The 26,248-nt window shown below is 59.3% G+C and carries 26 protein-coding genes; 19 read left to right on the top strand and 7 right to left on the bottom strand.

Translation table 11 applies throughout. The features are described 5' to 3' along the window. Window positions 1-85 precede the first annotated feature (85 nt). The 4 genes from AB4N84_RS04945 (at window position 86) to AB4N84_RS04930 (ending at window position 3,654) form a co-directional block, all read left to right on the top strand. Window positions 86-1,483: an amidohydrolase family protein gene (locus tag AB4N84_RS04945; RefSeq protein WP_460045436.1), complete on the top strand. Its 1,398-nt coding sequence runs from the start codon at window positions 86-88 to the stop codon at window positions 1,481-1,483. 11 nt (window positions 1,484-1,494) lie between these two features. Continuing rightward, complete coding sequence (locus AB4N84_RS04940; RefSeq protein WP_122712694.1) at window positions 1,495-1,968, top strand: DMT family transporter; 474 nt, start codon at window positions 1,495-1,497, stop codon at window positions 1,966-1,968. A 39-nt stretch (window positions 1,969-2,007) separates the two neighbouring features. Further along, entirely contained in the window at window positions 2,008-2,871 is an 864-nt protein-coding gene (locus tag AB4N84_RS04935) for an SMP-30/gluconolactonase/LRE family protein (protein WP_460045435.1), read from the top strand. A 438-nt stretch (window positions 2,872-3,309) separates the two neighbouring features. Then, window positions 3,310-3,654, top strand: a complete 345-nt coding sequence (locus AB4N84_RS04930; RefSeq protein ID WP_460045434.1) for a helix-turn-helix domain-containing protein — start codon at window positions 3,310-3,312, stop codon at window positions 3,652-3,654. Window positions 3,655-3,819: 165 nt separating this feature from the next. On the opposite strand, the gene AB4N84_RS04925 is transcribed toward AB4N84_RS04930, so the two are convergent. Next, window positions 3,820-4,191, bottom strand: a complete 372-nt coding sequence (locus AB4N84_RS04925) for a PH domain-containing protein (protein WP_074752816.1) — start codon at window positions 4,189-4,191, stop codon at window positions 3,820-3,822. A 270-nt stretch (window positions 4,192-4,461) separates the two neighbouring features. Between AB4N84_RS04925 and AB4N84_RS04920 the strand changes: the two genes are divergently transcribed. Continuing rightward, window positions 4,462-5,832, top strand: a complete 1,371-nt coding sequence (locus AB4N84_RS04920) for a multicopper oxidase family protein (protein WP_460045432.1) — start codon at window positions 4,462-4,464, stop codon at window positions 5,830-5,832. Then, entirely contained in the window at window positions 5,832-6,314 is a 483-nt protein-coding gene (tadA, locus tag AB4N84_RS04915) for a tRNA adenosine(34) deaminase TadA (RefSeq protein WP_460045430.1), read from the top strand. The genes AB4N84_RS04920 and tadA overlap by 1 nt, the downstream gene beginning before the upstream one ends. 60 nt (window positions 6,315-6,374) lie before the next feature. Here tadA and mltF read toward each other — a convergent pair whose 3' ends face one another. Then, complete coding sequence (gene mltF / locus AB4N84_RS04910) at window positions 6,375-7,835, bottom strand: membrane-bound lytic murein transglycosylase MltF (protein WP_074752813.1); 1,461 nt, start codon at window positions 7,833-7,835, stop codon at window positions 6,375-6,377. A 215-nt stretch (window positions 7,836-8,050) separates the two neighbouring features. Between mltF and purL the strand changes: the two genes are divergently transcribed. Together purL and AB4N84_RS04900 are read left to right on the top strand one after the other, a co-directional pair. Next, the gene (gene purL, locus AB4N84_RS04905; protein WP_460045429.1) at window positions 8,051-11,950 is read left to right on the top strand and encodes a phosphoribosylformylglycinamidine synthase; all 3,900 of its coding nucleotides are present in this window, start codon (window positions 8,051-8,053) and stop codon (window positions 11,948-11,950) included. 6 nt (window positions 11,951-11,956) lie between these two features. Then, window positions 11,957-12,268, top strand: coding sequence for an NGG1p interacting factor NIF3 (locus AB4N84_RS04900; RefSeq protein WP_460045428.1), 312 nt, complete (start codon window positions 11,957-11,959; stop codon window positions 12,266-12,268). 167 nt (window positions 12,269-12,435) lie between these two features. On the opposite strand, the gene AB4N84_RS04895 is transcribed toward AB4N84_RS04900, so the two are convergent. After that, the gene (locus AB4N84_RS04895) at window positions 12,436-12,999 is read right to left on the bottom strand and encodes a L,D-transpeptidase family protein (RefSeq protein WP_460045426.1); all 564 of its coding nucleotides are present in this window, start codon (window positions 12,997-12,999) and stop codon (window positions 12,436-12,438) included. Between the two features lie 49 nt (window positions 13,000-13,048). Continuing rightward, window positions 13,049-13,600, bottom strand: coding sequence for an NUDIX hydrolase (locus AB4N84_RS04890; RefSeq protein WP_074752809.1), 552 nt, complete (start codon window positions 13,598-13,600; stop codon window positions 13,049-13,051). A 159-nt stretch (window positions 13,601-13,759) separates the two neighbouring features. Between AB4N84_RS04890 and AB4N84_RS04885 the strand changes: the two genes are divergently transcribed. The 4 genes from AB4N84_RS04885 to purT all read left to right on the top strand — a co-directional run bounded on the left by AB4N84_RS04885 (window position 13,760) and on the right by purT (window position 16,484). Continuing rightward, complete coding sequence (locus AB4N84_RS04885) at window positions 13,760-14,371, top strand: CoA pyrophosphatase (RefSeq protein WP_460045425.1); 612 nt, start codon at window positions 13,760-13,762, stop codon at window positions 14,369-14,371. 68 nt (window positions 14,372-14,439) lie between these two features. Beyond that, the gene (locus AB4N84_RS04880; RefSeq protein WP_460045424.1) at window positions 14,440-14,964 is read left to right on the top strand and encodes a gamma carbonic anhydrase family protein; all 525 of its coding nucleotides are present in this window, start codon (window positions 14,440-14,442) and stop codon (window positions 14,962-14,964) included. Further along, window positions 14,964-15,182, top strand: coding sequence for a DUF1289 domain-containing protein (locus AB4N84_RS04875; RefSeq protein WP_460045423.1), 219 nt, complete (start codon window positions 14,964-14,966; stop codon window positions 15,180-15,182). Before AB4N84_RS04880 ends, AB4N84_RS04875 begins: the two co-directional genes overlap by 1 nt. A 120-nt stretch (window positions 15,183-15,302) precedes the next feature. Further along, a complete protein-coding gene (gene purT, locus AB4N84_RS04870; protein WP_074752805.1) occupies window positions 15,303-16,484 on the top strand; it encodes a formate-dependent phosphoribosylglycinamide formyltransferase in 1,182 nt (393 codons plus the stop codon). A 164-nt stretch (window positions 16,485-16,648) separates the two neighbouring features. Here purT and AB4N84_RS04865 read toward each other — a convergent pair whose 3' ends face one another. The 3 genes from AB4N84_RS04865 to AB4N84_RS04855 all read right to left on the bottom strand — a co-directional run bounded on the left by AB4N84_RS04865 (window position 16,649) and on the right by AB4N84_RS04855 (window position 20,328). Then, window positions 16,649-17,971, bottom strand: coding sequence for an MFS transporter (locus tag AB4N84_RS04865; protein ID WP_460045421.1), 1,323 nt, complete (start codon window positions 17,969-17,971; stop codon window positions 16,649-16,651). 293 nt (window positions 17,972-18,264) lie between these two features. Further along, entirely contained in the window at window positions 18,265-19,503 is a 1,239-nt protein-coding gene (locus AB4N84_RS04860; RefSeq protein WP_460045420.1) for a transporter associated domain-containing protein, read from the bottom strand. A 12-nt stretch (window positions 19,504-19,515) separates the two neighbouring features. Next, window positions 19,516-20,328, bottom strand: coding sequence for a cytochrome C assembly family protein (locus tag AB4N84_RS04855; protein WP_074752801.1), 813 nt, complete (start codon window positions 20,326-20,328; stop codon window positions 19,516-19,518). Between the two features lie 241 nt (window positions 20,329-20,569). On the opposite strand from AB4N84_RS04855, the gene ffh reads away from it, so the two are divergent. The 7 genes from ffh (at window position 20,570) to dsbC (ending at window position 26,200) form a co-directional block, all read left to right on the top strand. Continuing rightward, window positions 20,570-21,946 carry a signal recognition particle protein gene (ffh, locus tag AB4N84_RS04850; RefSeq protein ID WP_074752800.1) on the top strand — a complete coding sequence of 459 codons (1,377 nt, stop codon included), beginning with the start codon at window positions 20,570-20,572 and terminating at the stop codon, window positions 21,944-21,946. Window positions 21,947-22,193: 247 nt separating this feature from the next. After that, window positions 22,194-22,445, top strand: a complete 252-nt coding sequence (gene rpsP / locus AB4N84_RS04845) for a 30S ribosomal protein S16 (RefSeq protein ID WP_003185073.1) — start codon at window positions 22,194-22,196, stop codon at window positions 22,443-22,445. A gap of 5 nt (window positions 22,446-22,450) precedes the next feature. After that, window positions 22,451-22,987 (top strand): ribosome maturation factor RimM, encoded by a 537-nt coding sequence (gene rimM, locus AB4N84_RS04840; protein ID WP_062383376.1) that lies wholly within the window; start codon window positions 22,451-22,453, stop codon window positions 22,985-22,987. Between the two features lie 3 nt (window positions 22,988-22,990). Beyond that, window positions 22,991-23,743, top strand: coding sequence for a tRNA (guanosine(37)-N1)-methyltransferase TrmD (gene trmD, locus AB4N84_RS04835; RefSeq protein WP_062383373.1), 753 nt, complete (start codon window positions 22,991-22,993; stop codon window positions 23,741-23,743). 43 nt (window positions 23,744-23,786) lie between these two features. Then, window positions 23,787-24,137: a 50S ribosomal protein L19 gene (gene rplS / locus AB4N84_RS04830; protein WP_008018567.1), complete on the top strand. Its 351-nt coding sequence runs from the start codon at window positions 23,787-23,789 to the stop codon at window positions 24,135-24,137. A gap of 259 nt (window positions 24,138-24,396) precedes the next feature. Next, complete coding sequence (gene xerD / locus AB4N84_RS04825; protein ID WP_074752871.1) at window positions 24,397-25,293, top strand: site-specific tyrosine recombinase XerD; 897 nt, start codon at window positions 24,397-24,399, stop codon at window positions 25,291-25,293. A 166-nt stretch (window positions 25,294-25,459) separates the two neighbouring features. After that, window positions 25,460-26,200: a bifunctional protein-disulfide isomerase/oxidoreductase DsbC gene (dsbC, locus tag AB4N84_RS04820; RefSeq protein WP_074752799.1), complete on the top strand. Its 741-nt coding sequence runs from the start codon at window positions 25,460-25,462 to the stop codon at window positions 26,198-26,200. Window positions 26,201-26,248 lie beyond the last annotated feature (48 nt).

The following is a 26,248-nucleotide window of genomic DNA, read 5'->3' as shown; positions in this document are numbered from 1 at the left end:
TAATAAAAACAGTTTAACCATCTTTTTCCCGCAGTATCGCATTGCGTACATTGCTTCCAACGAACTTTGAAGAGATGTACAGAAAATGGCTGAATATAACCGCAGCATCGTCCAGGCCCCGGCCGCTCCGGCCGCCCGCACCCTTATCCGCGGCGCCACTGTGCTGAGCATGGATGGTGATATCGGCAATCTGGCGCGCGGCGATATCCTTATCGAAGGCAGCACCATCACGGCCATAGGTGAAAACATTGAGGCCGGCGACGCTGTTGTTATCGAGGCATCCGGCATGATTGCCATGCCCGGCATGGTCGATACGCATCGTCACTCCTGGGAGGGCCAACTGCGTCGAATCAATCCGAATGCCGAAACCCTGGAAGACTACTGCAACGCCACGCACTTCTCGTTCGCCAAATACTATCGCCCGGCTGACATGTATATCGGCAATCTACTGACTGCATTGGGCTGCATCGATGCGGGCATCACGACCGTGGTCGATAACTCGCACAACAGCCGTACCGGCGCGCACTCCGATGCTGCGGTAGAGGCGCTGCTTGATGCTGGTATCCGATCTGTACACGCCTCCGGTGCGCCAGTTTCCGGTGAGTGGGACAAAGCCCACTGGCCGGGCAACCTGGAGCGTCTCCAGGGAAAATACGTCAATAACGGTGACAACCCGCTGCTCTCGCTGGCGGTGATGGCGCAGCTGGAGCCTGAGCTGTGGGCTGAGGCCCGGCGTCTGGGGCTGCCGATCATCACCGAATTTTTTGGCGGGGACATGGCAGCTGAGTTGGAGGGTTTGCATCGCGAGGGCCTGCTGCGCCCCGATAACATCTTCAACCACTGCACCTCGCTGCCGGACGCCGGCTGGAAAATCCTTCGCGAGGCTGGCGTGCGGGTCAACGTATGCCCGCGTTCAGATGCCCACTACGGCATTGAAGATGGAATGTTCGCCATGCAGTCGGCCCAGCGTCACGGCATCAGTCCGGGGCTGAGTGTCGATAACGAAACCTCCTACAGCGGTGACATGTTCATGGAGATGCGGGTGGCGTTCTACCTGCAGCGCGTCATGGGCATGCACCAGCAGCGCTGCTGCGGCGCAGAACATCATCCGGTGACCCTGCCTGCTCATGGCCTGCTCAAAGCCGCCACTCTCGACGGCGCTACCTGTGCCGGATTGCAGGACAAAGTCGGCAGCCTGGCCCCCGGCAAACAGGCCGACCTGATCCTTATAAACGCGCAGGACATCAACCTTTACCCGTCAGGCAACGCATTCGGCACCGTTGTACACGCGGCCGAACGCAGCAATGTCGACACGGTCATCATTGGCGGTCGCATCGTCAAGCGCGGCGGCAAGGTGCTGGGCGTTGACAGCGAAAGGCTGCGTGCAGCAATCGACGAATCCCGTGAGCATCTGTTTGCTGTCGCAGGCTACCAGCCGGATATTTTTGCCGAGACATTCATGCCGCTTGAGTCAGCCAAGTAAGGAGACGCTAGATGAACGCAGCCTACTACCTGCTGGCCATCGCCGCAGGGCTTGGCATAACCCTGCAGACCACGCTGAATGGTCAACTCGCTAAAGGTGTGGGTGGAGATTCCGTAGCGGCGTCGCTGTTCTCATTTACTGCCGGTGCGGTATGCCTGGGCGTCTTTTCATTGATGCGCGGCGGGATAGTGGCCTCACTGGCGGCTATACCTGCCCAGCCCTTGTGGAGCCTGCTGGGCGGTCTGCTGGGTGCCGGTGCCTTGCTTAGTTATGTGGTGCTTGCGCCAAAAATCGGTCTGTCAGCCCTGCTGGGCCTCGCTATCGCAGGGCAGATTGTCTCGTCACTGGTTATCGATCATTTCGGATTGATGGGGGCATCGGAAAGGCCGGTGTCTCTCGTCAAGTTGGCCGGGTCGATGGTGATGCTCGCAGGCCTGGCCATCGCCCTGTTCGGTGACAGGTGGTCAGCGCTTTTCTCCAACTGACTGCCTTGTTTACCCCATCCTGTTTCGTAGGACGCAACCATGTTTAAAGCCTTAACCGACACCATTAGTCTTCTTGGCGAGTGTCCTGTCTGGTGTGAAAGAACCGAACGCCTGCTCTGGACCGACATCCCCGGCTGCGAGTTGCGTGCTCTGGACCCCGAAAGCGGCGAAGTGCGGCGTTGGTCCCTGCCAGAGCCGCTAGGATCATTTGCCCTCACGGCAGACGAAGACGTATTGCTGATGGGACTGGCATCCTGCCTGGGCTACTACAACCTGAGCACCGGTCGTTTCAGCAAAATCACAGCCACCCCTGGCGTGCCCGGAACCCGGATCAATGATGGCCGCTGCGACCGCATGGGCAACTTTGTATTCAGCACGATGGACGCCGCTGAGCAGGTGCAAACCATAGGCAGATTTCATCGGCTCAATGCCGCGACGCTCGAGACAGAAACGCTGGACCTTCCCGCAGTGGCGATCCCGAACAGTATCTGTTTCAGCCCGGACGGCTCCACTCTGTACTACGCGGACTCCCTGCAAGGATGCATTTCCTGCTGCGATTACCCATCGTTGGAAAACCAGCGTGTGTTCACCAAAAAAGTCGACGGTCAGGGCGCACCAGACGGTTCTTGCATTGATGCGCAGGGGTTTCTCTGGAATGCGGAATGGGGCGGTAGCAGGGTGGTGCGTTATTCGCCCGACGGCAAAGTTGACCGCGTGATCGAGTCCCCGTGCGTACAGACCACTTGCCCAGTGTTAGCGGGCTCCGGTTATGCAACGCTGTACAGCACCAGCGCAAGGATAGGGCTGGATAAGCCGACAGATTTCGATGGCACGCTGATAAAAGCCGAAGCGATTGTCGCTGCGGGACTTCCAGAAGAACGATTTACAGGGCTACTGAACTGAGTAGCTAAGCGTCAGCTCTCGGCAGCCTTTGCCACGAGAGAGGCTAATCCGACTTCTTGAACGTTTTACTGTGCATGGCTTTTTTCATGGTTGTTCAATTATCCAATGTCTGAAAACTCTGTTTTATAAGAGTTTTTTTGGTCAATTGATAATAGAGTGGGAATGATTGGATGTCCGGCACTGACCGGTACCAACTAGCAGGAAATGCGCTGAAGCCCGTGTGATTGCGGGCTTTTGGCTTTTTGGGTCTGGCAAATTTTGGCAGGTTTGTGCCTTGAGTCCTCGCGTGCGATGCGTGCATTTCGGAAAATAATGCTCACCATCATCGACCTTATGAAATTTAAAATTAACGCTAGCGAGCGTTATCGTTATTCAAGGATGGAATAACAGGTGATATCGTTGACGTTAAGTTACTTAATGCTCAGTTGAGTGAGTCTTATGAAGGACTTTTTCCCCGTCGCCTGTGCTGATAAGCTCAGTAAAATCGGGCTTCTCGTTAAAGCCAGACGCCTTGCATTAGGCGTGCGCCAATCCGACATCAAGGTCGCCCTCGGTGTGTCAGCGCACACGCTCCGCAAGATTGAGGGGGGCTCTGAGCTCGTTGATCTTCGATCGTTCATGTTGGTGTTGTGGAAATTGGGAATCACGGACACGGTTTTCGCTTCCCTGGAAGGCGTGGAAAAGACGTCCGAAATCACCCGCTTCACCGACGAAGGTGAACCACACCACAGCATTGCAAAAAAGAGGGTGCGACTGCCTAAGCCCAAGCCCGAGGATTTCTGATGTCGCGCGCTTACATCTATATGGAGCATCCCGACATTGACCACGCGGCACGAGTGATGCAGCACCTCAATGATTGACTGAAGGCTCGCCCGAGTCTTCAGCCCTTTCTGAAACCACAAAGCCGGATGCAACCTCGTTGAGGGTCATCCGGCTTTGTCGTTCTGATCAACCAAAAATATGCCTGGAAATCAGCTGTGAGATTTCGATGATCGATGTCTTGCCGGTGAATTCGAATTTCACTTTGCCCAGGGCGGAGAAGTAAATCTCCAGCTCTGAGTCGAGGTCAAACGTGCCAGAGGTCTCGACCGAGTAGGCCACGATGTTTTTGTAGGGGAGGGAGGTGAAGTCTTTCTTGCTTCCGGTGATGCCCTGCACGTTCACCGCGATGATGCGCTTGTTGGTGAAGACCACGCCGTCGCGCATGGATTTGTAAGCGTCAACGACGGTTTCGCCTTCCAGCAGTAACGCCGTGACGCGCTCGGCGTATTCGTTGTTTTGCTTGAGTTTGAAAAAGCCTTTGTTGTTGAAGTCGATCATCCTTGGAACATCCTGTGAGGTGGGCATCCATCCAGCGCTGCGCTGAGCGGGTCAGGGCGATTCTGGCGCAGCCGGGTTTCTGCGACAAGCGAACGGCGGTTTCATCAGGCGGGCTTTCGGTGTTCATCCGGGCTCGATTGCTACGAAATATGTACCTCGTCACGCCTTCTCTTAATTTTCTGCAAATGCGGGTGTATCTTATCCGCCCTTCGCAAAGTCTCTCATTCAGCGCTTTGTTTCGTTTCAGGCTTTATACAGGTGCCGTGGCTGATGTCTTTCACCCGTCGACAAATTCTTGGAGTTCTGGCCGGTCTTGCTGTGGTCGGGCTCGGCGCGGGCGGGGCTTCGCGGTACTGGCTTGGGCGCACGGGGCCGGGGGAAGGGCATGACTACGAGTTGATCGCTGCGCCACTGGACGTTGAGCTGGTTTCCGGTTTCAAGACGCCCGCCTGGGCGTTTGGCGCGACGGCGCCGGGCACGGAGTTGCGGGTTCGGCAAGGTGACTGGCTGCGGGTGCGTTTCATCAATCAGTTGCCTGTGGAGACGACCATTCACTGGCATGGCATCCGGCTGCCGCTGGAGATGGACGGCGTGCCTTATGTGTCGCAGCTGCCGGTCAAGCCGGGCGAGTACTTCGACTACACATTCCGCGTACCTGACGCGGGCAGCTACTGGTATCACCCCCACGTCAGCAGCAGCGAAGAACTGGGGCGCGGGCTGGTCGGGCCGTTGATCGTTGAGGAGCGCGAGCCGACCGGATTTGCTCATGAGCGGGTCGTCAGTCTGAAGAGCTGGCACGTGGACGAGCAGGGCGCGTTCACCGATTTCAGTGTCACGCGCGAAGCGGCTCGTGAAGGCACGGCAGGGCGGTTGTCGACGATCAATGGCGTGCCGCAGGGCGTGATCGAGCTGCCTGCCGGGCAGATCACCCGCGTGCGCATTCTCAATCTCGACAACACGGTGACCTATCGCCTGAACCTGCCGGACGCCGAGGCGATGATTTATGCGCTGGACGGCAACCCGGTGAAGCCACGTCCATTGGGCAAGGATTACTGGCTCGGGCCGGGGATGCGCATCTGTCTGGCGATCAGGGCACCCGCAGCCGGTGAGGAGTTGTCGTTGCGTAACGGTCCGGTACGGTTGGGGACCTTCCGCTCGGTGGCCAGTAATGGCACGCTCGGCGAGTGGCCCCCCGAGTTGCCTGCCAATCCGGTCGCCGAGCCCGACCTGGCCAACGCCGAGAAGCTTAACTTCAACTTCGAATGGGTCGGCTCGATGTCGGTGAGTGCCGAAGGCAAGCCGCCGAGCTTGTGGCAGATCAACGGCAAAGCCTGGGACATCACGGACAAGACCTGCGCCGATCGGCCAATCGCGAGGCTGGAAAAGGGTAAGAGCTACATTTTCGAGCTGAAGAACATGACCCAGTATCAGCACCCGATTCACCTGCACGGGATGAGTTTCAAAGTGATCGCGTCCAACCGCAAGGACGTGATCCCGTATTTCACCGACACCTACCTGTTAGGTCGAAACGAGCGCGCGCGCGTCGCGCTGGTAGCGGATAATCCCGGCGTGTGGATGTTCCACTGCCATGTGATCGATCACATGGAAACCGGTCTTATGGCAGCTATTGAGGTTTCGTAATGCGGCAGCCGCACATCATTGATCGCAGCCGCGATCAGCATTTCATGCGAGAAGCACTGGCGTTGGCCGCTGAGGGAGCGCTGCTGGGCGAGGTCCCGGTGGGCGCGGTGGTGGTTCAGGACGGCGTGATCATCGGGCGCGGTTTCAACTGCCCGATCAGTGGCAGCGACCCGAGCGCGCACGCTGAAATGGTTGCAATCCGCGCCGCGGCTCAGTCGGTCAGCAACTACCGTCTGCCGGGCAGTACGCTGTATGTCACCCTCGAACCCTGCAGCATGTGCGCAGGCCTGATCGTGCATTCGCGGATCACGCGTGTGGTGTTCGGTGCCACCGAACCCAAAGCGGGCGTGGTGCAGAGCCAGGGGCAGTTCTTTGCTCAGCCGTTTCTCAACCATCGGGTACTGTTCGAAGGTGGCGTGCTGGGGGAGGAGTGCGGGGCGATGTTGAGCGAGTTTTTCAGGATGAGGCGGGCGAAGGGATGATGAGTTTTTAGCGTCTGTTGAGGTCCTGACAAATCCCCGGAGTGATCACGCAGATCCCGCTTAAAGCGGGGCCTTTTCTTCTGGCGGTTTGGTCTTGTCCACGCCCGGCACGTGCAGGTTGCCTTCAGCAACCTGACTGCCTTCCAGCTGCGGTTGGGTGACCCACGTCAGAATGTCGTAATAACGGCGGATGTTCGCGACGAAGCTGACAGGCTCGCCCCCGCGGGCGTAACCGTAGCGCGTCTTGCTGTACCACTTCTTCTGCGAGAGACGCGGCAGCATCTTTTTCACGTCCAGCCATTTGTTCGGGTTCAGGCCTTCGCTCTCCGCCATCTTGCGCGCATCGTCGAGGTGTCCCGTGCCGATGTTGTAGGACGCGAGCGCCATCCAGGTACGATCCGGTTCCTGGATGGTGTCCTCAAGCTGATCCTTCACGTAGGCGAAATACTTGGCGCCACCTTGAATGCTTTGCTTGGCATCCAGCCGGTTGGAAACGCCCATCGCTTGCGCGGTGCTCTGGGTCAGCATCATCAGCCCGCGAACACCGGTCTTGGACGTCACGGCCGGCTGCCACAGCGATTCCTGATAGCCAATCGCGGCGAGCAAGCGCCAGTCGACCTGTTCTTGCTTGGCGGCAGCCTGAAAATGCTTCTCGTATTTGGGGAGACGTTCCTGCAGGTGCTGGGCGAAGGTGTAGGCGCCGACGTAACCCAGCACGTCGACATGCCCGTAATAGCGGTCTTTGAGCCGCTGCAGCATGCCGTTCTTCTGCATCTTGTCGAGGAAGGTGTTGATTTCGTTCATCAGGCTGTTGTCGGCGCCCAACGCGACGGCCCAGCGCTGGTCGCGACCGTCGCCCAGATCGAACGCCACGCGCACGTTGGGGAAGTAGACCTGGTTCATCGCCAGTTCGTTCGAGTCCACCAGTGTCAGGTCGATCTGGCCTTCATCGACCATGCGCAGCAGATCGACGACTTCGACCTGATCGGATTCTTCGTAGTTGATGCCGGGATACTTGACCTTCAATGCCGCCAGTTGCTCGGCGTGACTGCTGCCTTTGAGCACCAGGATGCGTTTGCCGACCAGGTCGCCCGGGTCGGTAGGGCGCGACTGACCGTTGCGGTAGATGACCTGAGGCGTGACCTCCAGATAAGAGTGCGAGAAACGCACCTGTTTCGCGCGGTTTTCGGTGCTGACCAAACCGGCGGCTGCAAGCACGGGGCCGCCGGGCTTGTTCATCTGGTCGAACAGGTCGTCAAGGTTGTCAGCGGTTTCGATCTTCAGTTCCACGCCCAGATCGTCGGCGAAACGCTTGACCAGTTCATACTCGAAACCGGTTTCACCGTTGCGATCCTGGAAGTAGGTCGCCGGGCTGTTGCGGGTGACGACGCGCAGAACGCCATCCTCCTTGACTCGTTCCAGCGTGTTGGGTTTCTCAACACAGGCACCGAGCAGCAGGAAGATTCCGGTTGCGATGAGCCACTTGGCACAGCGTGGGCGGAAATCAGATGGGGAAAACATCGGTGCAGTATACGCAAAGCGCACTGACCGCCATATCTCGACAGCGATGATCGCGTCTGATAGAGCAGTCAGATTTTTTACTCATCTCAGTAGGAGATCCGCAAACACCGACATTCGGATGCGCAGAAGCCTTTGTTTCGGGTGCCGAAAGCCCCCGGTTTAGGCTAGAATGCACGGCCTCAAAGCACACCCCCTTCCCCGAGGCTGTCCCGACGATGTTGATCTTGCGTGGTGCTCCCGCCCTTTCCGCCTTCCGCCACAAGAAATTACTTGAGCAGTTGAACGATAAAGTTCCAGCTGTGAGTGGCCTGTACGCTGAATTCGCTCACTTCGCTGAGGTTACCGGCGTCCTGACAGAGGATGAGCAGCAAGTCCTTGCCCGTCTGTTGAAATACGGCCCGAGCGTGCCGGTTCAAGAGCCTCGTGGTCGTTTGTTCCTGGTACTGCCGCGTTTCGGCACCATTTCGCCGTGGTCGAGCAAGGCCACCGACATCGCCCGCAATTGCAGCCTGACCAAGATCCAGCGTCTTGAGCGTGGCATTGCCTTTTATGTAGAAGGTCAGTTCAGCGAAGCCGAAGCACAGATCGTCGCCGACATCCTGCACGACCGCATGACCCAACTGGTCCTGAGCGCGCTGGAACAGGCAGCGGGCTTGTTCAGCCACGCAGAGCCCAAGCCGCTGACCGCAGTCGATGTGCTGGGTGGCGGCCGCGCCGCGCTGGAAAAAGCCAACGTCGAGCTGGGCCTGGCCCTGGCCGAAGACGAAATCGATTATCTGGTCACCGCTTTCACCGGCCTGAAACGCAATCCGCACGATATCGAACTGATGATGTTCGCCCAGGCGAACTCCGAGCACTGCCGCCACAAGATCTTCAACGCCAGTTGGGACATCGACGGTCAGAGCCAGGAAAAAAGCCTGTTCGGCATGATCAAGAACACCTACCAGATGCACAACGAAGGCGTGCTGTCCGCTTACAAGGACAACGCATCGGTCATCGTCGGCAGCGTGGCGGGTCGTTTCTTCCCGAACCCTGAAACCCGCCAGTACGGTGCGGTGCAGGAGCCGGTGCACATCCTGATGAAGGTCGAGACGCATAACCACCCGACCGCGATCGCGCCGTTCCCGGGCGCATCCACCGGTTCGGGCGGCGAGATCCGCGACGAAGGCGCAACCGGCCGTGGCGCCAAGCCGAAGGCCGGCCTGACCGGTTTCACCGTTTCCAATCTGAACATTCCGGGTTTCGAGCAGCCTTGGGAAAAGCCTTACGGCAAGCCTGAGCGCATCGTCACCCCGCTGGACATCATGATTGAAGGCCCGCTGGGCGGCGCTGCGTTCAACAACGAATTCGGTCGTCCGGCGCTGACCGGTTACTTCCGTACGTTCGAGCAGTCGATCAACACCCCGCACGGTGAAGAAGTCCGTGGTTACCACAAGCCGATCATGCTGGCGGGCGGCATGGGCAACATCCGTGCAGAGCACGTGCAGAAGGGCGAAATCACGGTCGGCGCCAAGCTGATCGTGCTGGGCGGCCCGGCGATGCTGATCGGTCTGGGTGGTGGCGCGGCGTCTTCCATGGCGACCGGCACCAGCTCGGCTGATCTGGACTTCGCGTCGGTTCAGCGGGAAAACCCTGAAATGGAGCGTCGTTGTCAGGAAGTGATCGACCGCTGCTGGCAGCTGGGCGACAAGAACCCGATCGCGTTCATTCACGACGTCGGTGCAGGCGGTCTGTCCAACGCCTTCCCTGAGCTGGTCAACGATGGTGGTCGTGGCGGCCGCTTCGAATTGCGCAACGTGCCGAACGACGAGCCAGGCATGGCCCCGCTGGAAATCTGGAGCAACGAGTCTCAGGAGCGTTATGTCCTGGCCGTGAGCGCCCCTGATTTCGAACGCTTCAAAGCCATTTGCGAACGCGAGCGTTGCCCGTTTGCAGTCGTCGGTGAAGCCACCGAAGAACCACAACTGACCGTGACCGATAGCCATTTCGGCAACAGTCCTGTGGACATGCCGCTGGAAGTCCTGCTCGGCAAGGCGCCGCGCATGCACCGTTCGGCCAACCGCGAAGCCGAGCTGGGTGACGATTTCGACCCAAGCACCCTCGACCTCGAAGAAAGCGTTCAGCGCGTTCTGCATCACCCGGCCGTGGCGAGCAAGAACTTCCTGATCACCATTGGCGATCGCAGCATTACCGGCCTGGTCAATCGCGACCAGATGGTCGGCCCTTGGCAGGTGCCTGTGGCTGACGTCGCTGTCACCGCGACCAGCTTTGACGTTTACACCGGTGAAGCCATGGCCATGGGCGAGCGCACGCCGCTGGCACTGCTGGATGCGCCAGCGTCCGGTCGCATGGCGATCGGCGAGACTCTGACCAACATTGCGGCCTCGCGCATCGGCAAGATTTCCGACATCAAACTGTCGGCCAACTGGATGTCTGCGGCCGGTCACCCGGGCGAAGACGCCCGTTTGTACGACACCGTCAAAGCGGTCGGCATGGAGTTGTGCCCTGAGCTGGGCATCACCATTCCGGTGGGCAAGGACTCCATGTCCATGAAAACCCGCTGGAGCGATGAAGGTGCGGAAAAAACCGTCACCTCGCCGATGTCGCTGATCGTCACCGGCTTTGCGCCGGTCACGGACATTCGTGGCACCCTGACCCCGCAACTGCGCATGGACAAGGGTTTGACCGACCTGATCCTGATTGATCTGGGCCGCGGCCAGAACCGTATGGGTGCATCGATTCTCGCGCAGACCCACGGCAAGCTTGGCAGCGCGGCACCGGACGTCGATGACGCTGAAGACCTGAAGGCGTTCTTCGCCGTGATCCAGGGCCTGAACGCCGACGGCCACCTGCTGGCTTACCACGACCGTTCCGACGGCGGTCTGATGACCACCGTGCTGGAAATGGCGTTCGCCGGTCACTGCGGTCTGAACCTGCAACTGGACACCCTGACCGGCAAGCGTGAAAAAGTCGCGGCCATTCTCTTCAACGAAGAGCTGGGTGCGGTCATTCAGGTCCGTCACGACGCTACCCCACTGGTGCTCGCACAGTTCAGCGCTGCCGGCCTGGGCGACGACTGCGTTGCGGTCATCGGTCAGCCGCTGAACAACAGTGAAGTGACCATCAGGCTCAATGCCGAAGAGCTGTTCAAGGGTGATCGTCGTCTGCTGCAACGTCAGTGGAGCGAGACCAGCTACCAGATCCAGCGTCTGCGTGATAACGCTGACTGCGCTGATCAGGAATTCGACGCATTGCTGGAAGAAGACAACCCGGGCCTGAGCGTCAAGCTGGGCTACGACGTCAACGACGACATCGCTGCGCCTTACATCAAGAAAGGCGTGCGCCCACAAGTGGCGGTCCTGCGTGAGCAAGGTGTGAACGGTCAGGTCGAGATGGCGGCTGCGTTCGACCGCGCCGGCTTCGCTTCGGTTGACGTGCACATGAGCGACATCCTCGCGGGCCGCGTCGACCTGAACGAGTTCAAAGGTCTGGTCGCCTGCGGCGGTTTCTCCTACGGCGACGTGCTGGGTGCCGGTGAAGGCTGGGCCAAGTCGGCCCTGTTCAACAGCCGCGCCCGTGATGCCTTCCAGGGCTTCTTCGCGCGTACCGACAGCTTCGCGCTGGGCGTGTGCAACGGTTGCCAGATGATGTCCAACCTGCACGAGCTGATTCCGGGCAGCGAGTTCTGGCCACACTTCGTTCGTAACCGTTCCGAGCAGTTCGAAGCGCGCGTGGCAATGGTTGAAATCCAGAAGTCGGCGTCGATCTTCCTGCAAGGCATGGCCGGTTCGCGCATGCCGATCGCCATCGCTCACGGTGAAGGTCATGCGGAGTTCAAGTCGCCTGAGGCTCTGCTCGAAAGCGATGCGTCCGGCACCGTCGCGATGCGTTTCGTCGACAATCACGGCAAGGTTACCGAAAACTATCCGGCCAACCCGAACGGCTCGCCGCGCGGTATCACCGGCCTGACCACCCGCGACGGTCGCGTCACCATCATGATGCCGCACCCTGAGCGCGTGTTCCGTGCGGTGAACAACTCGTGGCGTCCGGACGAGTGGGCCGAAGATGGCGCGTGGATGCGCATGTTCCGCAACGCACGTGTGTGGGTGAATTAAGCGCTGATGCACAAGCTCGCTTTCTTTGTTCCATCGAGCCATGTAGAGCAGGTCAAGCGCGCAGTGTTCGCCGCCGGCGCGGGGCGAATCGGCGCGTATGACAGTTGCTCATGGCAGGTGCTCGGCCAAGGTCAGTTTCGCCCGCTGGACGGCAGTCAGCCGTTCATTGGGCAGACCGGTGAGATCGAGCACGTGGAGGAGTGGAAAGTCGAGCTTGTGGTCGACGATGCGCTGATTCAACAGGCGGTGGCTGCGCTCAAGCACAGCCACCCCTATGAAACACCCGCTTATGAAGTGTGGAAGCTGGCGGATTTTTGAGTGTGATGGATCGCCACGGATGTCTCCGTGGAAACGAATTCATTGGCAAAAATTCGTACAGTCACCACGATCCTGTGACGACACCACCCAATCAATCATGATTTCGCGCCCACAGGGATCTGCTTCGTCCTTGTGCGAGCCCGGCTGCCTGCCAGGCGGTAGTGAGCTTACGGCCGAATCTCGATCATCGTGCCGTCTTTGACCAGATCCCAGACTTCGCGGATGTCGCTGTTCTTCATCGCGATGCAGCCATTGGTCCAGTCCAGCGTGTGGAAGTACCACTCCGGGTAGTCTTCGCTGACCGGCGTGCCGTGGATCATGATCATGCTGCCCGGGTTTACACCCTCGCGTCGGGCACGGGCGGAGTCGGAGATGTTGGGGTAGGAGATGTGCAGCGACAGGTTGTAGGCGTCGCTGGTCTTGCGGTAGTCCAGCCAGTAAAAGCCTTCAGGGGTACGTTGGTCGCCTTCCTGCAGTTTCGGTCCCTTGGGCGCCTTGCCCAGTGAGATGCGGTAGGTCTTCAGCGCCTCTCCGTTGCTCATCAACTGCAACTGATGCGCGGACTTGATCACCAGAATCTTGTCGATGTTGCGCTTGGAAATGTCTTGCGTGTCCACGACCTTTCCGCCGATGAACTTCTGCTCGCTCCCTTTCGGGACGATGGTCTGAGTAAACGCCGCCTGCGACAGCGGAGCGAACGACAGACATAGAACGGCAAGCAACAAACGCATTTACACGGTATCCCTGAAGCTCGCGCGGCAATCGCGCGTCGTCATCTGATCAAGTGGTTTTAAGTGGGGGTGACACAGAAAGGCAATCGGTATGCACCGGGAATTCTTGATGCCGCCGGTCGATAAAGAAGCATTCTAGGGTACGTCGAACCGTGTGGAAAGCCAACTCTGACCACGGAATGTCGGCCTCATCGAACAACTTCACCTCAAGGCTTTCAACGCCTGCGGCAAACTCCGCACCGGCCATGCTGGCCCGGTAGAAAATGTGCACCTGATTGATGTGCGGCACGTCGATCATTGCGTACAGGTGCAGGTCTTCCAGAAGGGCGCAGGCCTCCTCGACAGTTTCTCGTCGGGCGGCCTGTTCGACGCTTTCGCCGTTCTCCATGAAGCCTGCCGGCAGCGTCCAGTAACCCAGGCGCGGCTCGATGGCGCGACGGCACAGCAACACCTTGTCGTCCCATATCGGCAGTACACCGGCGACAATGTTCGGGTTCTGGTAATGAATCGTATGGCAGTGTTCGCACACGTAACGCGGGCGGCTATCGCCCTCGGGAATGCGCTGGATAACCTGTTCGCCGCATTGGCTGCAGAATTTCATGATCGAATCGGGTTCCTGTCGTCAGCGGCTATCTTGGCGTGCGGCGCGGGTGGTCGGCAAGTGGCGTCTTGTTAACGGCTGCCCGGATGTACTGCAAGGGGTTGGGCGCATTCGCGCTTTGGTGCATGATGCCGGGTAGGCAACAGGACGAGAATTCCCATGCTGGACGAGCTACTTAGTCGTATAAGCAGCCATACGCCGGGCACTCTGGAAACGGACAAACGCTTTCCCGAGGCGGCGGTGTTACTGCCCATCACCCGCAGCGACGAACCTGAACTGGTCTTGACCTTGCGTGCCAGCGGTCTATCGACGCACGGTGGCGAAGTGGCGTTTCCGGGTGGCCGGCGTGATCCGGAAGACCCGGACCTGATCTTCACGGCGCTGCGCGAGGCCGAAGAAGAAATCGGCCTGCCGCCTGGACTGGTCGAGATCGTCGGCCCCCTCAGTCCGCTGATCTCCAAGCACGGAATCAAAGTCACACCGTACGTGGGCGTGATTCCCGACTTCGTCGAATACCGTCCCAATGACGGCGAGATCGCTGCCGTATTTAGCGTTCCTCTGGCGTTTTTTCGAGAGGACGCCCGCGAGCACACTCACCGCATCGACTATCAGGGCCGCAGTTGGTACGTGCCGAGCTATCGTTTTGGCGAGTACAAGATCTGGGGGCTAACGGCCATCATGATTGTCGAACTCATGAACGTAATGTTCGATAGCAATATCAGCCTCAACCATCCGCCCAAGCGCTCGATCATTCACACCTTGAAGTCCTGACCGCACTTCTTCATTCAACCGTGAGCCATGCGCTCGACCCACGGCCGCAGAGCCTTGAGGACAACAATATGAAATACCGTCTGGGGACGTCCCGTGTCCAAGCCCACCCGCAAAGCTGGATCGCGCCGACCGCCACCCTGATCGGCAACGTCAGGCTTCAGGCCAATGCCAGCGTCTGGTTCGGCGCGGTGCTGCGCGGGGATAACGAACTGATCGATATCGGCGAGAACAGCAACGTGCAAGATGGCACGGTCATGCACACCGACATGGGGTCGCCGCTGACCATCGGCAGGAACGTGACCATCGGCCACAACGTCATGCTGCATGGCTGCACCGTGGACGACAACACGCTCATCGGCATCAACTCGGTGATCCTCAACGGCGCCAAAATCGGCAAATACTGCATCATCGGCGCCAACTCGCTGATCGGCGAAGGCAAGGTGATTCCGGATGGCTCGCTGGTGATGGGATCGCCCGGCAAGATCGTGCGTGAGCTGACCGACGCGCAGAAGAAAATGCTTGAGGCCAGCGCCGCGCATTACGTTCACAATGCGCAGCGTTACGCGCGCGATCTGGCGCCACAGGAAGACTGATGTCCACCGACCCTACACAACACGAGAAACCCGTTCGTTCGCCCTGCGTGAGCATCTGTGCGCTGGACGAGGCCGATATCTGCGTCGGCTGCCAGCGCACCGTTGCGGAAATCACCGGCTGGAGTCGCATGAGCAACGAGGCGCGGCGCGCAGTGCTGGTGCTCTGTGATGATCGCGCCAGGGCCAGCGGGATGATGTTCTCGGTGCCCGCTCGCTGAGGCGCCCGTCCGCGGTCGCACCCCAATCCCCGGCCTTCGTGGTAAATTGCGCGCCTTTCTCCCCTGCGGTTGCTCGTCCATGGCGGGCTGCCCTCGATATCTGCTCCACGAGGACCTGTGATGACTCAAATCGGAACTCCACTGTCGCCGACCGCGACCCGCGTATTGCTCTGCGGTTGCGGTGAGCTGGGCAAGGAAGTGGTGATCGAACTGCAACGCCTGGGCGTTGAAGTGATTGCCGTCGACCGTTACGCCAATGCTCCGGCCATGCAAGTCGCGCACCGCAGTCATGTGATTAACATGCTCGACGGCGCCGCGCTGCGTGCCGTGATCGAGGCCGAGAAGCCGCATTACATCGTCCCGGAAATCGAAGCGATCGCCACCGCGACGCTGGTGGAGCTGGAGTCCGAAGGTTTCACCGTGATCCCGACGGCGCGTGCCGCACAGCTGACCATGAACCGCGAAGGCATTCGCCGTCTGGCGGCTGAAGAGCTGGATCTGCCGACCTCGCCGTATCACTTTGCCGACACTTTCGAAGACTACAAGAAAGCCGTCGAAGACCTGGGCTTCCCGTGCGTCGTCAAGCCGGTCATGAGCTCGTCGGGCAAGGGGCAGAGCCTGTTGAAAACCGACGCTGATATCCAGAAGGCGTGGGATTACGCGCAGGAAGGCGGTCGTGCCGGCAAAGGCCGCGTGATCATCGAAGGCTTCATCGACTTCGACTACGAAATCACCCTGCTGACCGTGCGTCACGTCGGCGGCACTACGTTCTGCGCGCCGGTCGGCCACCGTCAGGAGAAGGGCGACTATCAGGAATCCTGGCAGCCACAAGCCATGAGTCCGATTGCACTGGCGGAGTCCGAGCGCGTTGCCAAGGCTGTGACCGAAGCACTGGGCGGCCGCGGCCTGTTTGGCGTCGAGCTGTTCATCAAGGGCGATCAAGTCTGGTTCAGCGAAGTGTCGCCGCGTCCTCACGACACCGGTCTTGTCACCCTGATTTCCCAGGACCTATCGCAGTTCGCGCTGCACGCTCGCGCGATTCTGGGCCTGCCGATTCCGTTGATCCGCCAGTTCGGCCCATCGGCCTCGGCGGTGATTCTGGTGGAAGGCACATCGACCCAGACCGCCTTCGCCAACCTGGAACAAGCCCTGAGCGAGCCAGACACCGCGCTGCGTCTGTTCGGCAAGCCTGAAGTCAACGGCCAGCGCCGCATGGGTGTGGCCCTGGCGCGTGACGTGTCGATCGAAGCCGCGCGCGGCAAGGCGACCCGCTCGTCGATGGCCGTCAAGGTTCAGCTGTAAGCGTTCCCGCAACAAAAAAACGGCGCCCTCAGTGGCGCCGTTTTTGTGTGTGGCTTACGCGGTGCCGTGTAGGAGCGCGCTTGCCCGCGATTGCGGTGGGTCAACACCCCATTTTTACCTGACACACCGCAATCGCGGGCAAGCGCGCTCCTACAGATCAGGCATTACCTGATCGTATCCAGATCCGCATGACGGGTTTCTTTCAGGCACAGCACCGCGATCACGCTGATCAGTGCCGCGGCTGATACATAGCCGCCGACCCAGCTCAATCCACCCATCTCTACCAGTTTCTGTGCGAAGAACGGTGCAACCGACGCGCCGACGATGCCACCGATGTTGTAGGCCGCCGACGCGCCGGTATAGCGCACGCGAGTGGGAAACAGTTCAGGCAACATCGCGCCCATCGGTGCGAACGTCACGCCCATCAGGAACAACTCGATCGACAGGAACAGTGTCACGGCCCAGGTCGCGCCATGTGTCAGCAGCGGTTCCATCAGAAAACCCGACAGAATTGCCAGTACACCACCAATGATCAGTACCGGCTTGCGCCCGAAACGGTCACTGGCCCATGCGGAAAGCGGGGTGGCCAGTGCCATGAACAGCACGGCAAAACACAGCATGGCCAAGAACGACTCACGGCTGTAGCCCAGCGTCTTGACCCCGTAGCTCAGGGAGAACACGGTCGAGATATAGAACAGCGCGTAACACACCACCATCGACGCCGCGCCCAGCAGCATCGGCGCCCAGTATTGCGAAAACAGCTCGGCAATCGGCATTTTCAGGCGTTCATTGCGCGCGATGGCTTTGGCGAAGACCGGTGTTTCTTCCAGCTTCAGGCGCACGTACAAACCAATTACGACCAGCACCGCGCTGAGCAGGAACGGAACGCGCCAGCCCCACGAGCGGAATTGTTCGTCGGTCAGGGTCATGGCCAGCGTCAGAAACAGGCCATTGGCCGCGAGGAAACCGATCGAAGGGCCGAGTTGCGGGAACATGCCGAACCAGGCGCGTTTGCCTTTGGGTGCATTCTCGGTGGCGAGCAATGCGGCACCGCCCCATTCACCACCCAGTCCGAGCCCTTGGCCAAAACGCAGGACGCACAGCAGGATTGGCGCCCACGACCCTATGGCTTCATAACCCGGCAGCACGCCGATCAGGGTGGTGCAGATGCCCATCAGCAGCAAAGAAGCGACCAGTGTCGATTTACGGCCGATGCGGTCGCCAAAGTGGCCGAACAGCGCGGAGCCCAGCGGGCGGGCCAGAAACGCGATACCGAAGGTCAGAAATGCCGACAGCATCTGTGCGGTGCTGGAAGTCTGCGGGAAGAACACCGGTCCGATCACCAGCGCCGCGGCGGTGGCGTAGACGTAGAAGTCATAGAACTCGATGGCGGTGCCGATGAAGCTGGCGGTGGCCACGCGGGCGGCGGAGTTGGCAGGACGTGCCTCGCGCTCGTCGCTTGGCTGATAGGTGGAAGTGCTGGTCATGCGGGTATCCCTGGCAGTCATCTTGCCTGTCAGCGAGGAACGAAAGATCGTACGCGCGCTGGGGCAATCGTTAATTATTTTTGGGTACAGCGCTGAACAGACTAGCCCGGATGCGGGCGAAGGCGACTGGCGACGCTCGGGATATGAGCTGGCCAGGGTGTTGCGTGAAGACGTCAGGCTGAGTGACTGGCCGGATCGCGCTTTGTGCGGGTAGCACGCGGATCGGCGGGGCTGGGTAAGCGGCTCGATTATAGGAAGGGCGTCAGCGCGGAAACAAGTGTTTCAAACGCGCTTTAGATCACGTCTTTGGTGCGGGTGTTCTGCCACATGAGCACACGAGTGACGCGGTTGTCCTCGGTTTCGAGGGTTTCCAGCCGATACGGGCCGATTTTCAAACACACGGAGCTGTCGGGAATGGTTTCCAGCGCTTCGGTGATCAGCCCGTTGAGGGTTTTCGGGCCGTCGGCAGGAAGGTGCCAACTGAGGGTCTTGTTCAGGTCGCGAATCGACGCCGCGCCATCCACTACCAGACGCCCGTCGGGCTGTGGGTGGATGTGCGGATTGTCGAGGGATTGCTCGCTTTCGAACTCGCCGACGATCTCCTCGAGAATGTCTTCCAGGCTGACGATGCCCAGCACTTCCCCGTATTCGTCGACCACGACGCCCATGCGTCGCTGCTGCTTGTGGAAGTTGAGCAGTTGCAGCTGCAGCGGGGTGCTTTCCGGCACGAAGTAAGGTTCATAGCAGGCGGCTTTCAGCGCCTCTTTGGTCAATTCCCCGCGCGGCAGCAGATGGCTGATCATGCGGGTATTGAGCACGCCTTCAACCTGGTTGATGTCGTTGTGGTAGACCGGCAGACGGGTGTGGCGCGAAATGATCAGCTTGTCGGCGATCTCTTCAATGGTGTCATCCAGATTGATGCCGTCCACTTCACTGCGCGGCACGAGAATGTCGTTGACGCTCATGCTGTCCAGCGCATGAATCCCTGAAATGATGTGCGCGCGACCGAACTGGCTTTCGTTGTCCTGGTAGATCGTGGGGCCCATGTCGTCGTCATCGTCGGTGTCGTCTGGCCGGCGTTTCGACAGGAACGGGCGCAACAGCAGCTTGGCGATGTTCTTGTAAATCCAGGTCAGCGGACGCAGCAGGCGAACGGGAATGCGCAGGACATTGTTGCCCAGCAGCAGGATCGCCTCGGGACGACGTGCGGCCAGTTTGCGTGGAATGAATTCGGTGACGATGACCAGCACGCTGGCGACCGCGAGCCAGGCAATCAGTGGGCCATGGAAATACCACTGACTGATGGCCAGCAGCGTAGCCAGCACGGTGATCAACACCTTTAGCAGCGTGTTGCCCAGAATCAGACTGTTGAGGTTGAACGCCAGCGTCGGTTTGGGCGGCTCGGACGAGCGCGGATTGACCGGCACGGCGCGCAGGTTGTGGTGAGCCGCTTCGACTGCCGTGAACAGCGCTGACCACAAGGTGAGCAGGGCGAGCAGCGCAAGCATCGTGCCGGTGGGCAGGTTATCCATGGTCGGCGCCCGTCAGATGTGCAGGATGTATTCGCGGACGAGCTTGCTGCCGAAATAGGCCAGCATCAACAGCAGAAAGCCGCCCAGGGTCCAGCGAATGGCTTTGTGGCCGCGCCAGCCCAGACGCGTGCGCCCCCACAACAGCACACTGAACACGATCCACGCCAGGATCGACAGCAAGGTCTTGTGCACCAGGTGCTGTGCAAACAGGTTCTCGACGAACAGCCAGCCGGAAATAAGCGACATCGAAAGCAGGGTCCAGCCGGCCCACAGGAAACCGAACAGCAAGCTTTCCATGGTTTGCAGCGGCGGGAAGTTCCGGATCAGGCCGGAAGGGTGTTTGTTCTTCAATTGATGGTTCTGCAGCAGGAGCAGCAGCGCCTGGAACACGGCGATGGTGAACATGCCATACGCCAGGATCGACAGCAGGATGTGCCCGATCAGGCCTTGCTCCGCGACGATCGGCTGCAGCGTGCCGGGCGGTGCGAACTGCGCCATCAGCGTGGTCAGGATACCCAGCGGGAATAGCAGGATCAGCAGGATTTCCACGGGAATGCGGATGCACGCCAACATGGTCACGATGATCACCGCCACGGCAATCAGGCTGGCGGCGCTGAAAAAGTCCAGGCCCAGGCCGATCGGGCGCACCAACTGGCCGAAAAGCGCACTGGTCTGACAGGCAACAGCCAGGGTGCCGATCAGGCACAGCAGCCATTTATCGGCCTTTTTGCCCTGACGCAGGCGAGTACCTTGATAGAGGGTCGCAGCGGCGTAGAGAACGGCGGCGGCGAGGCTGAATAGCAAACTCGGTGACAAGGGGAACATAGATCCTGATGGGCGTGCCCGAAAGCCGCTGAGTTTGGCATAGAACCGACAGTCCACGAAAGACCACAGAAGCAGACGTCGTGGTGTCCGTGCGCCAGACTCTTCGCTATAATCCGCGACCTGCTCAAGCCACAGGCTCGTCGAGCGCTGCTCCTTCTCTATAAATGCATCGCGTTTTGACGCTGCATCGGGGGGCAGAGCCGCATCAACTGGGGTTCATGACGAACTCAAAGGATCACGCATGTTTGAAAATCTGACAGATCGTCTCTCGCAGACGCTGCGCCAGGTCACCGGCAAGGCCAAGCTGACCGAGGACAACATCAAGGACACTCTGCGTGAAGTGCGTATGGCGCTGCTCGAAGCCGACGTCGCCTTGCCGGTGGTCAAAGACTTCGTCAACCGCATCAAGGAACGCGCCGTCGGCACCGAGGTGTCGCGCAGCCTGACGCCGGGCCAGGCGTTCGTGAAGATCGTCCAGGCCGAACTGGAAGAGATGATGGGGGCCGCCAACGAAGAGCTGACCCTCAACGTCACGCCGCCAGCGGTCATCCTGATGGCGGGTTTGCAGGGTGCGGGTAAGACCACCACTGCGGGCAAGCTGGCGAAATTCCTCAAAGAGCGCAAAAAGAAAACCGTGATGGTGGTGTCGGCGGACGTGTATCGTCCTGCGGCCATCAAGCAGCTGGAAACCCTGGCCAACGACATCGGCGTGACGTTCTTCCCGTCCGACATCAGCCAGAAGCCGGTGGCGATCGCCGAAGCTGCCATTAAAGAAGCCAAACTCAAATTCATCGATGTCGTGATCCTCGACACCGCCGGCCGTCTGCACATTGACGCCGAGATGATGGGCGAGATCCAGGCGCTGCACGCGGCGGTGAAGCCGGCTGAAACACTGTTCGTGGTTGATGCCATGACCGGCCAGGACGCCGCCAACACGGCCAAGGCCTTCGGCGACGCGCTGCCGCTGACCGGTGTGATCCTGACCAAGGTCGATGGTGACGCACGAGGCGGTGCTGCGCTGTCGGTTCGCGCCATTACCGGCAAGCCGATCAAGTTCATCGGTATGGGCGAGAAGAGCGACGCTCTGGAGCCTTTCCACCCTGACCGTATTGCCTCGCGCATCCTCGGCATGGGTGACGTGCTCAGCCTGATCGAACAGGCCGAGCAGACCCTCGACAAGGACAAGGCCGACAAACTGGCCAAAAAGCTGAAGAAGGGCAAAGGCTTCGACCTCGAAGACTTCCGCGATCAGCTGCAACAGATGAAAAACATGGGCGGCCTCGGCGGCCTCATGGACAAGCTGCCGACCATGGGCGGCGTCAATCTTTCGCAAATGGGCAACGCCCAGAGCGCGGCAGAGAAGCAGTTCAAGCAGATGGAAGCCATCATCAACTCCATGACCCCGGCCGAGCGCCGCGACCCTGAGCTGATCAGCGGTTCGCGCAAACGCCGTATCGCCATGGGCTCCGGCACTCAGGTGCAGGACATCGGGCGTCTGATCAAGCAACACAAGCAGATGCAGAAGATGATGAAAAAGTTTTCCACCAAAGGCGGCATGGCCAAAATGATGCGTGGCATGGGCGGAATGCTGCCCGGCGGTGGCATGCCCAAGATGTGATTTGCACCGCGCGGGAGTCTCTTTCGCGCGTCCTTCTTTGGGGCAACCGTCCCACTGGCCTGCTTGCGCAGGCGCTAAATGGCCGTTGTTGATGACGGCTCCATTGCAAATCTTGATGGCCCGACGGCGTGCGCCGGAAAAAGTCATTTGCAAAAGTCCGGATATTCCTTAGAATATGCGGCCTTTCGGGCACCCATGCCCGCTGTGCATCTTAGATTTGCAGCACCGACTACAGGAACTTTGTTCAATGCTAACAATCCGTCTTGCCCTTGGCGGCTCCAAAAAGCGCCCGTTTTACCACCTGACTGTGACCGACAGCCGTAACCCACGCGACGGTTCGCACAAGGAACAAGTAGGTTTCTTCAACCCGGTTGCCCGTGGTCAGGAAATCCGTCTGTCCGTGAACCAAGAGCGCGTTGCCTACTGGCTGAGCGTTGGTGCACAACCTTCTGAGCGCGTTGCTCAGTTGTTGAAGGAATCTGCCAAGGCTGCGGCCTGAGCAATATGAACGCGACGCCAGTTGTTGCTGATGACCTGATCGTTGTTGGCAAAATTTATTCTGTTCATGGCGTTCGCGGCGAAGTGAAGGTGTATTCCTTTACTGATCCGACTGAAAACCTGTTGCAGTACAAAACCTGGACGCTCAAGCGCGAAGGCAATGTGAAGCAGGTTGAGCTGGTCAGTGGACGCGGGAGCGACAAGTTCCTGGTCGCGAAGCTCAAAGGTCTTGATGATCGTGAAGAAGCTCGTCTTCTCGCGGGTTATGAGATCTGCGTGCCGCGCAACCTGTTCCCTGAACTGACCGACGGCGAGTACTACTGGTACCAGCTTGTGGGTTTGAAGGTCATCGACCACCTTGGGCAATTGCTCGGGAAGATCGATCATCTTCTGGAAACCGGCTCGAACGATGTAATGGTGGTCAAGCCCTGCGCAGGCAGTCTGGATGATCGCGAACGCTTGTTGCCCTACACAGAGCAATGCGTGTTGGCCGTCGATCTGGTTGCAGGCGAGATGAAGGTGGATTGGGACGCGGATTTCTAAGCAATGGCTAGCCTGCGCATAGAAGTCATCAGTTTGTTTCCCGAGATGTTTTCCGCCATCAGCGAATACGGCATTACCAGCCGTGCGGTGAAACAAGGGCTATTGCAGCTCACTTGTTGGAATCCGCGGGACTACACCACGGATCGGCATCACACTGTGGACGATCGCCCGTTTGGCGGCGGCCCTGGCATGGTGATGAAGATCAAGCCTCTGGAAGATGCACTGGTTCAGGCCAGGCAAGCTGCCGGGGACGCGGCGAAGGTTATTTACCTGTCGCCACAAGGCCGCAAGCTGGATCAGTCTGCGGTGCGCGAGTTGGCGCAGGAAGAAGCACTTATCCTGATTGCCGGTCGTTATGAAGGCATTGACGAGCGTTTTATTGATGCTCATGTCGATGAAGAGTGGTCGATTGGAGACTATGTGTTGTCTGGCGGTGAGCTGCCGGCCATGGTCCTGATAGATGCGGTTACGCGACTGCTGCCTGGAGCTTTAGGGCATGTGGATTCCGCGGAGGAAGATTCCTTCACGGATGGTCTGCTGGATTGCCCGCACTACACCCGACCGGAGGTGTATGCGGATCAGCGTGTTCCCGACGTATTGCTAAGTGGCAATCACGCACACATCCGGCGTTGGCGTTTACAGCAGTCCCTTGGGCGGACCTATGAACGACGCGCCGATCTTCTGGAAAGCCGCTCGCTTTCTGGAGAAGAGAAGAAGCTGCTGGCGGAATACCTCCGCGAGCGGGACGATAGTTAACGTATCGATGGTAAATCCGATTGATTTACCTTAGGAGCACAGCATGACTAACAAAATCATTCTTGCACTCGAAGCAGAGCAGATGACCAAAGAAATCCCTCCCTTTGCCCCGGGCGACACCATTGTCGTTCAGGTGAAAGTGAAGGAAGGCGACCGTTCGCGTCTGCAAGCGTTCGAAGGCGTTGTTATCGCCAAGCGTAACCGTGGTGTGAACAGTGCTTTCACTGTTCGTAAAATCTCCAACGGTGTTGGCGTTGAGCGTACTTTCCAGACCTACAGCCCGCAAATCGACAGCATGGCTGTGAAACGTCGCGGTGACGTTCGCAAGGCCAAACTGTACTACCTGCGTGACCTGTCCGGTAAAGCAGCTCGCATCAAGGAAAAACTGGTTTAATCCCAGTCTCCGATGCAGAAAAAAGCAGCCTACGGGCTGCTTTTTTGTTGCCTGAAGAAAAGCCAATCCCGGTTCTCACAAAATCGTGGGAGCGAAGTTAATCGCGAGAGGCCGTTATAAACACTGCATTCACATCGCTCACACCCTCGCATCGCGGATAAATCCGCTCCCACGGTTGCTGTGCATGCCTGATGGTTTTTGTACCGCGCTTGCTTATATGAAAGACTGCCCCTCGTTTTCCTCCGCTCAAGCCGAAACCATGCCCGCCTTAGACCATCCCATGATCGACCGCTTCCTCGACGCCCTGTGGCTGGAAAAAGGACTCTCGGACAACACCCGCGATGCCTACCGTAGCGATCTGACGTTGTTCAACGGCTGGTTGCAGGAAAGGGGTATTGACCTGATGGCGGTCGGGCGGGGCGCGATCTTCGATCACTTGGCCTGGCGCGTCGATAACGGTTACAAAGCGCGTTCGAGTGCACGATTCCTCTCCGGCGTGCGGGGTTTCTATCGTTACCTGCTGCGGGAAAAACTGATCTCGGTCGACCCCACCTTGCAGGTGGACATGCCGCAACTGGGCAAACCCTTGCCCAAATCGCTGTCCGAGGCTGACGTGGAGGCGCTGCTCGCCGCGCCGGACTTGAGCGAGGCCATTGGTCAGCGGGACCGGGCCATGCTGGAAGTGCTTTACGCCTGCGGTCTGCGGGTGACCGAACTGGTCAGCCTGACGCTGGAACAGGTCAACCTTCGGCAAGGTGTGCTGCGAGTCATGGGCAAGGGCAGCAAGGAGCGATTGGTGCCGATGGGCGAGGAAGCCATCGTTTGGGTCGAGCGTTATATGCGGGACGCGCGGCAGGAAATACTCGGCGGCCGCCCCAGCGATGTGCTGTTTCCCAGCTTGCGTGGCGAACAGATGACCCGACAGACGTTCTGGCACCGAATCAAGCTTCAGGCCAAGGTGGCGGGCATCGGCAAATCACTGTCGCCGCACACGTTGCGTCATGCGTTCGCCACTCACCTGCTTAACCATGGCGCCGATCTTCGCGTGGTGCAGATGCTTCTCGGGCACAGCGATCTGTCCACCACGCAGATCTACACCCATGTGGCGCGCGCGAGGCTGCAGGACCTGCACGCCAAACACCACCCCCGAGGGTAGGGGCGACCGTAATTTACGACGTGTCTTACATCAGTCGGCGTCGGTGTTGCGGGCCTTATGTGATAGGCTTTGCCGGTTTCGCAGATTGGAGCTCCGAAAACTTGCCGGTGCGTCCGCGTCCGCCGTTTTCATTCCCGCCCGTCTGCCCACCGCCCGAGGAGTTTTCATGCGCGTGACTCGTATTATCGGTGCTGCCGTTGTAGCGCTGGCCAGCACTTTCAGCCTGTTTGCCCACGCCGATGAGGCGTCTGACAAGGCGATTCGCAAGACCCTGGAAACCCTGAACCTGGAGATTCCTGTCGAAAGCATTTCCAGCAGTCCGCTCAATGGCCTGTACGAAGTCAACCTGAAGGGCGGCCGCGTGCTCTACGCCAGCGCCGACGGTCAGTTCGTGATGCAAGGCAACCTGTACCAGATTCAGGGCGGCAAGCCGGTCAACCTGACCGAAAAAGTCGAACGCCAGGCGATTTCCAAGACGATCAATGGCATTCCGGCCGCAGAAATGGTCGTGTACCCGGCCGTTGGCGAGACCAAGTCGCACATCACCGTGTTCACCGACACGACCTGCCCGTACTGCCACAAACTGCATGGCGAAGTGCCGGAGCTGAACAAGCGTGGCATCGAAGTGCGTTACGTCGCGTTCCCGCGTCAGGGCTTGGGCTCGCCGGGTGACGAACAACTGCAGGCCGTGTGGTGCTCCAAGGATCGTCGCGCCGCCATGGACCGCATGGTCGATGGCAAGAACATCGAGGCACCGAAGTGCGCCAACCCGGTGACCAAGCAATTCGAGATCGGTCAGTCGATTGGCGTGAACGGCACGCCAGCCATTGTTCTGGCTGACGGTCAGGTGATTCCGGGCTACCAGCCAGCGCCGCAAGTCGCCAAACTGGCACTCAGCGCCAAGTAATCCTGTTCGTCGCGGGCTGCCTGCGACGAACATTGAAGCGGCGAATCT

The organism is Pseudomonas sp. S2_H01 (assembly GCF_054668305.1).
The sequence above is the reverse complement of the archived record's forward strand: the minus strand, read 5'-3'. Positions and strand labels throughout refer to the sequence as shown.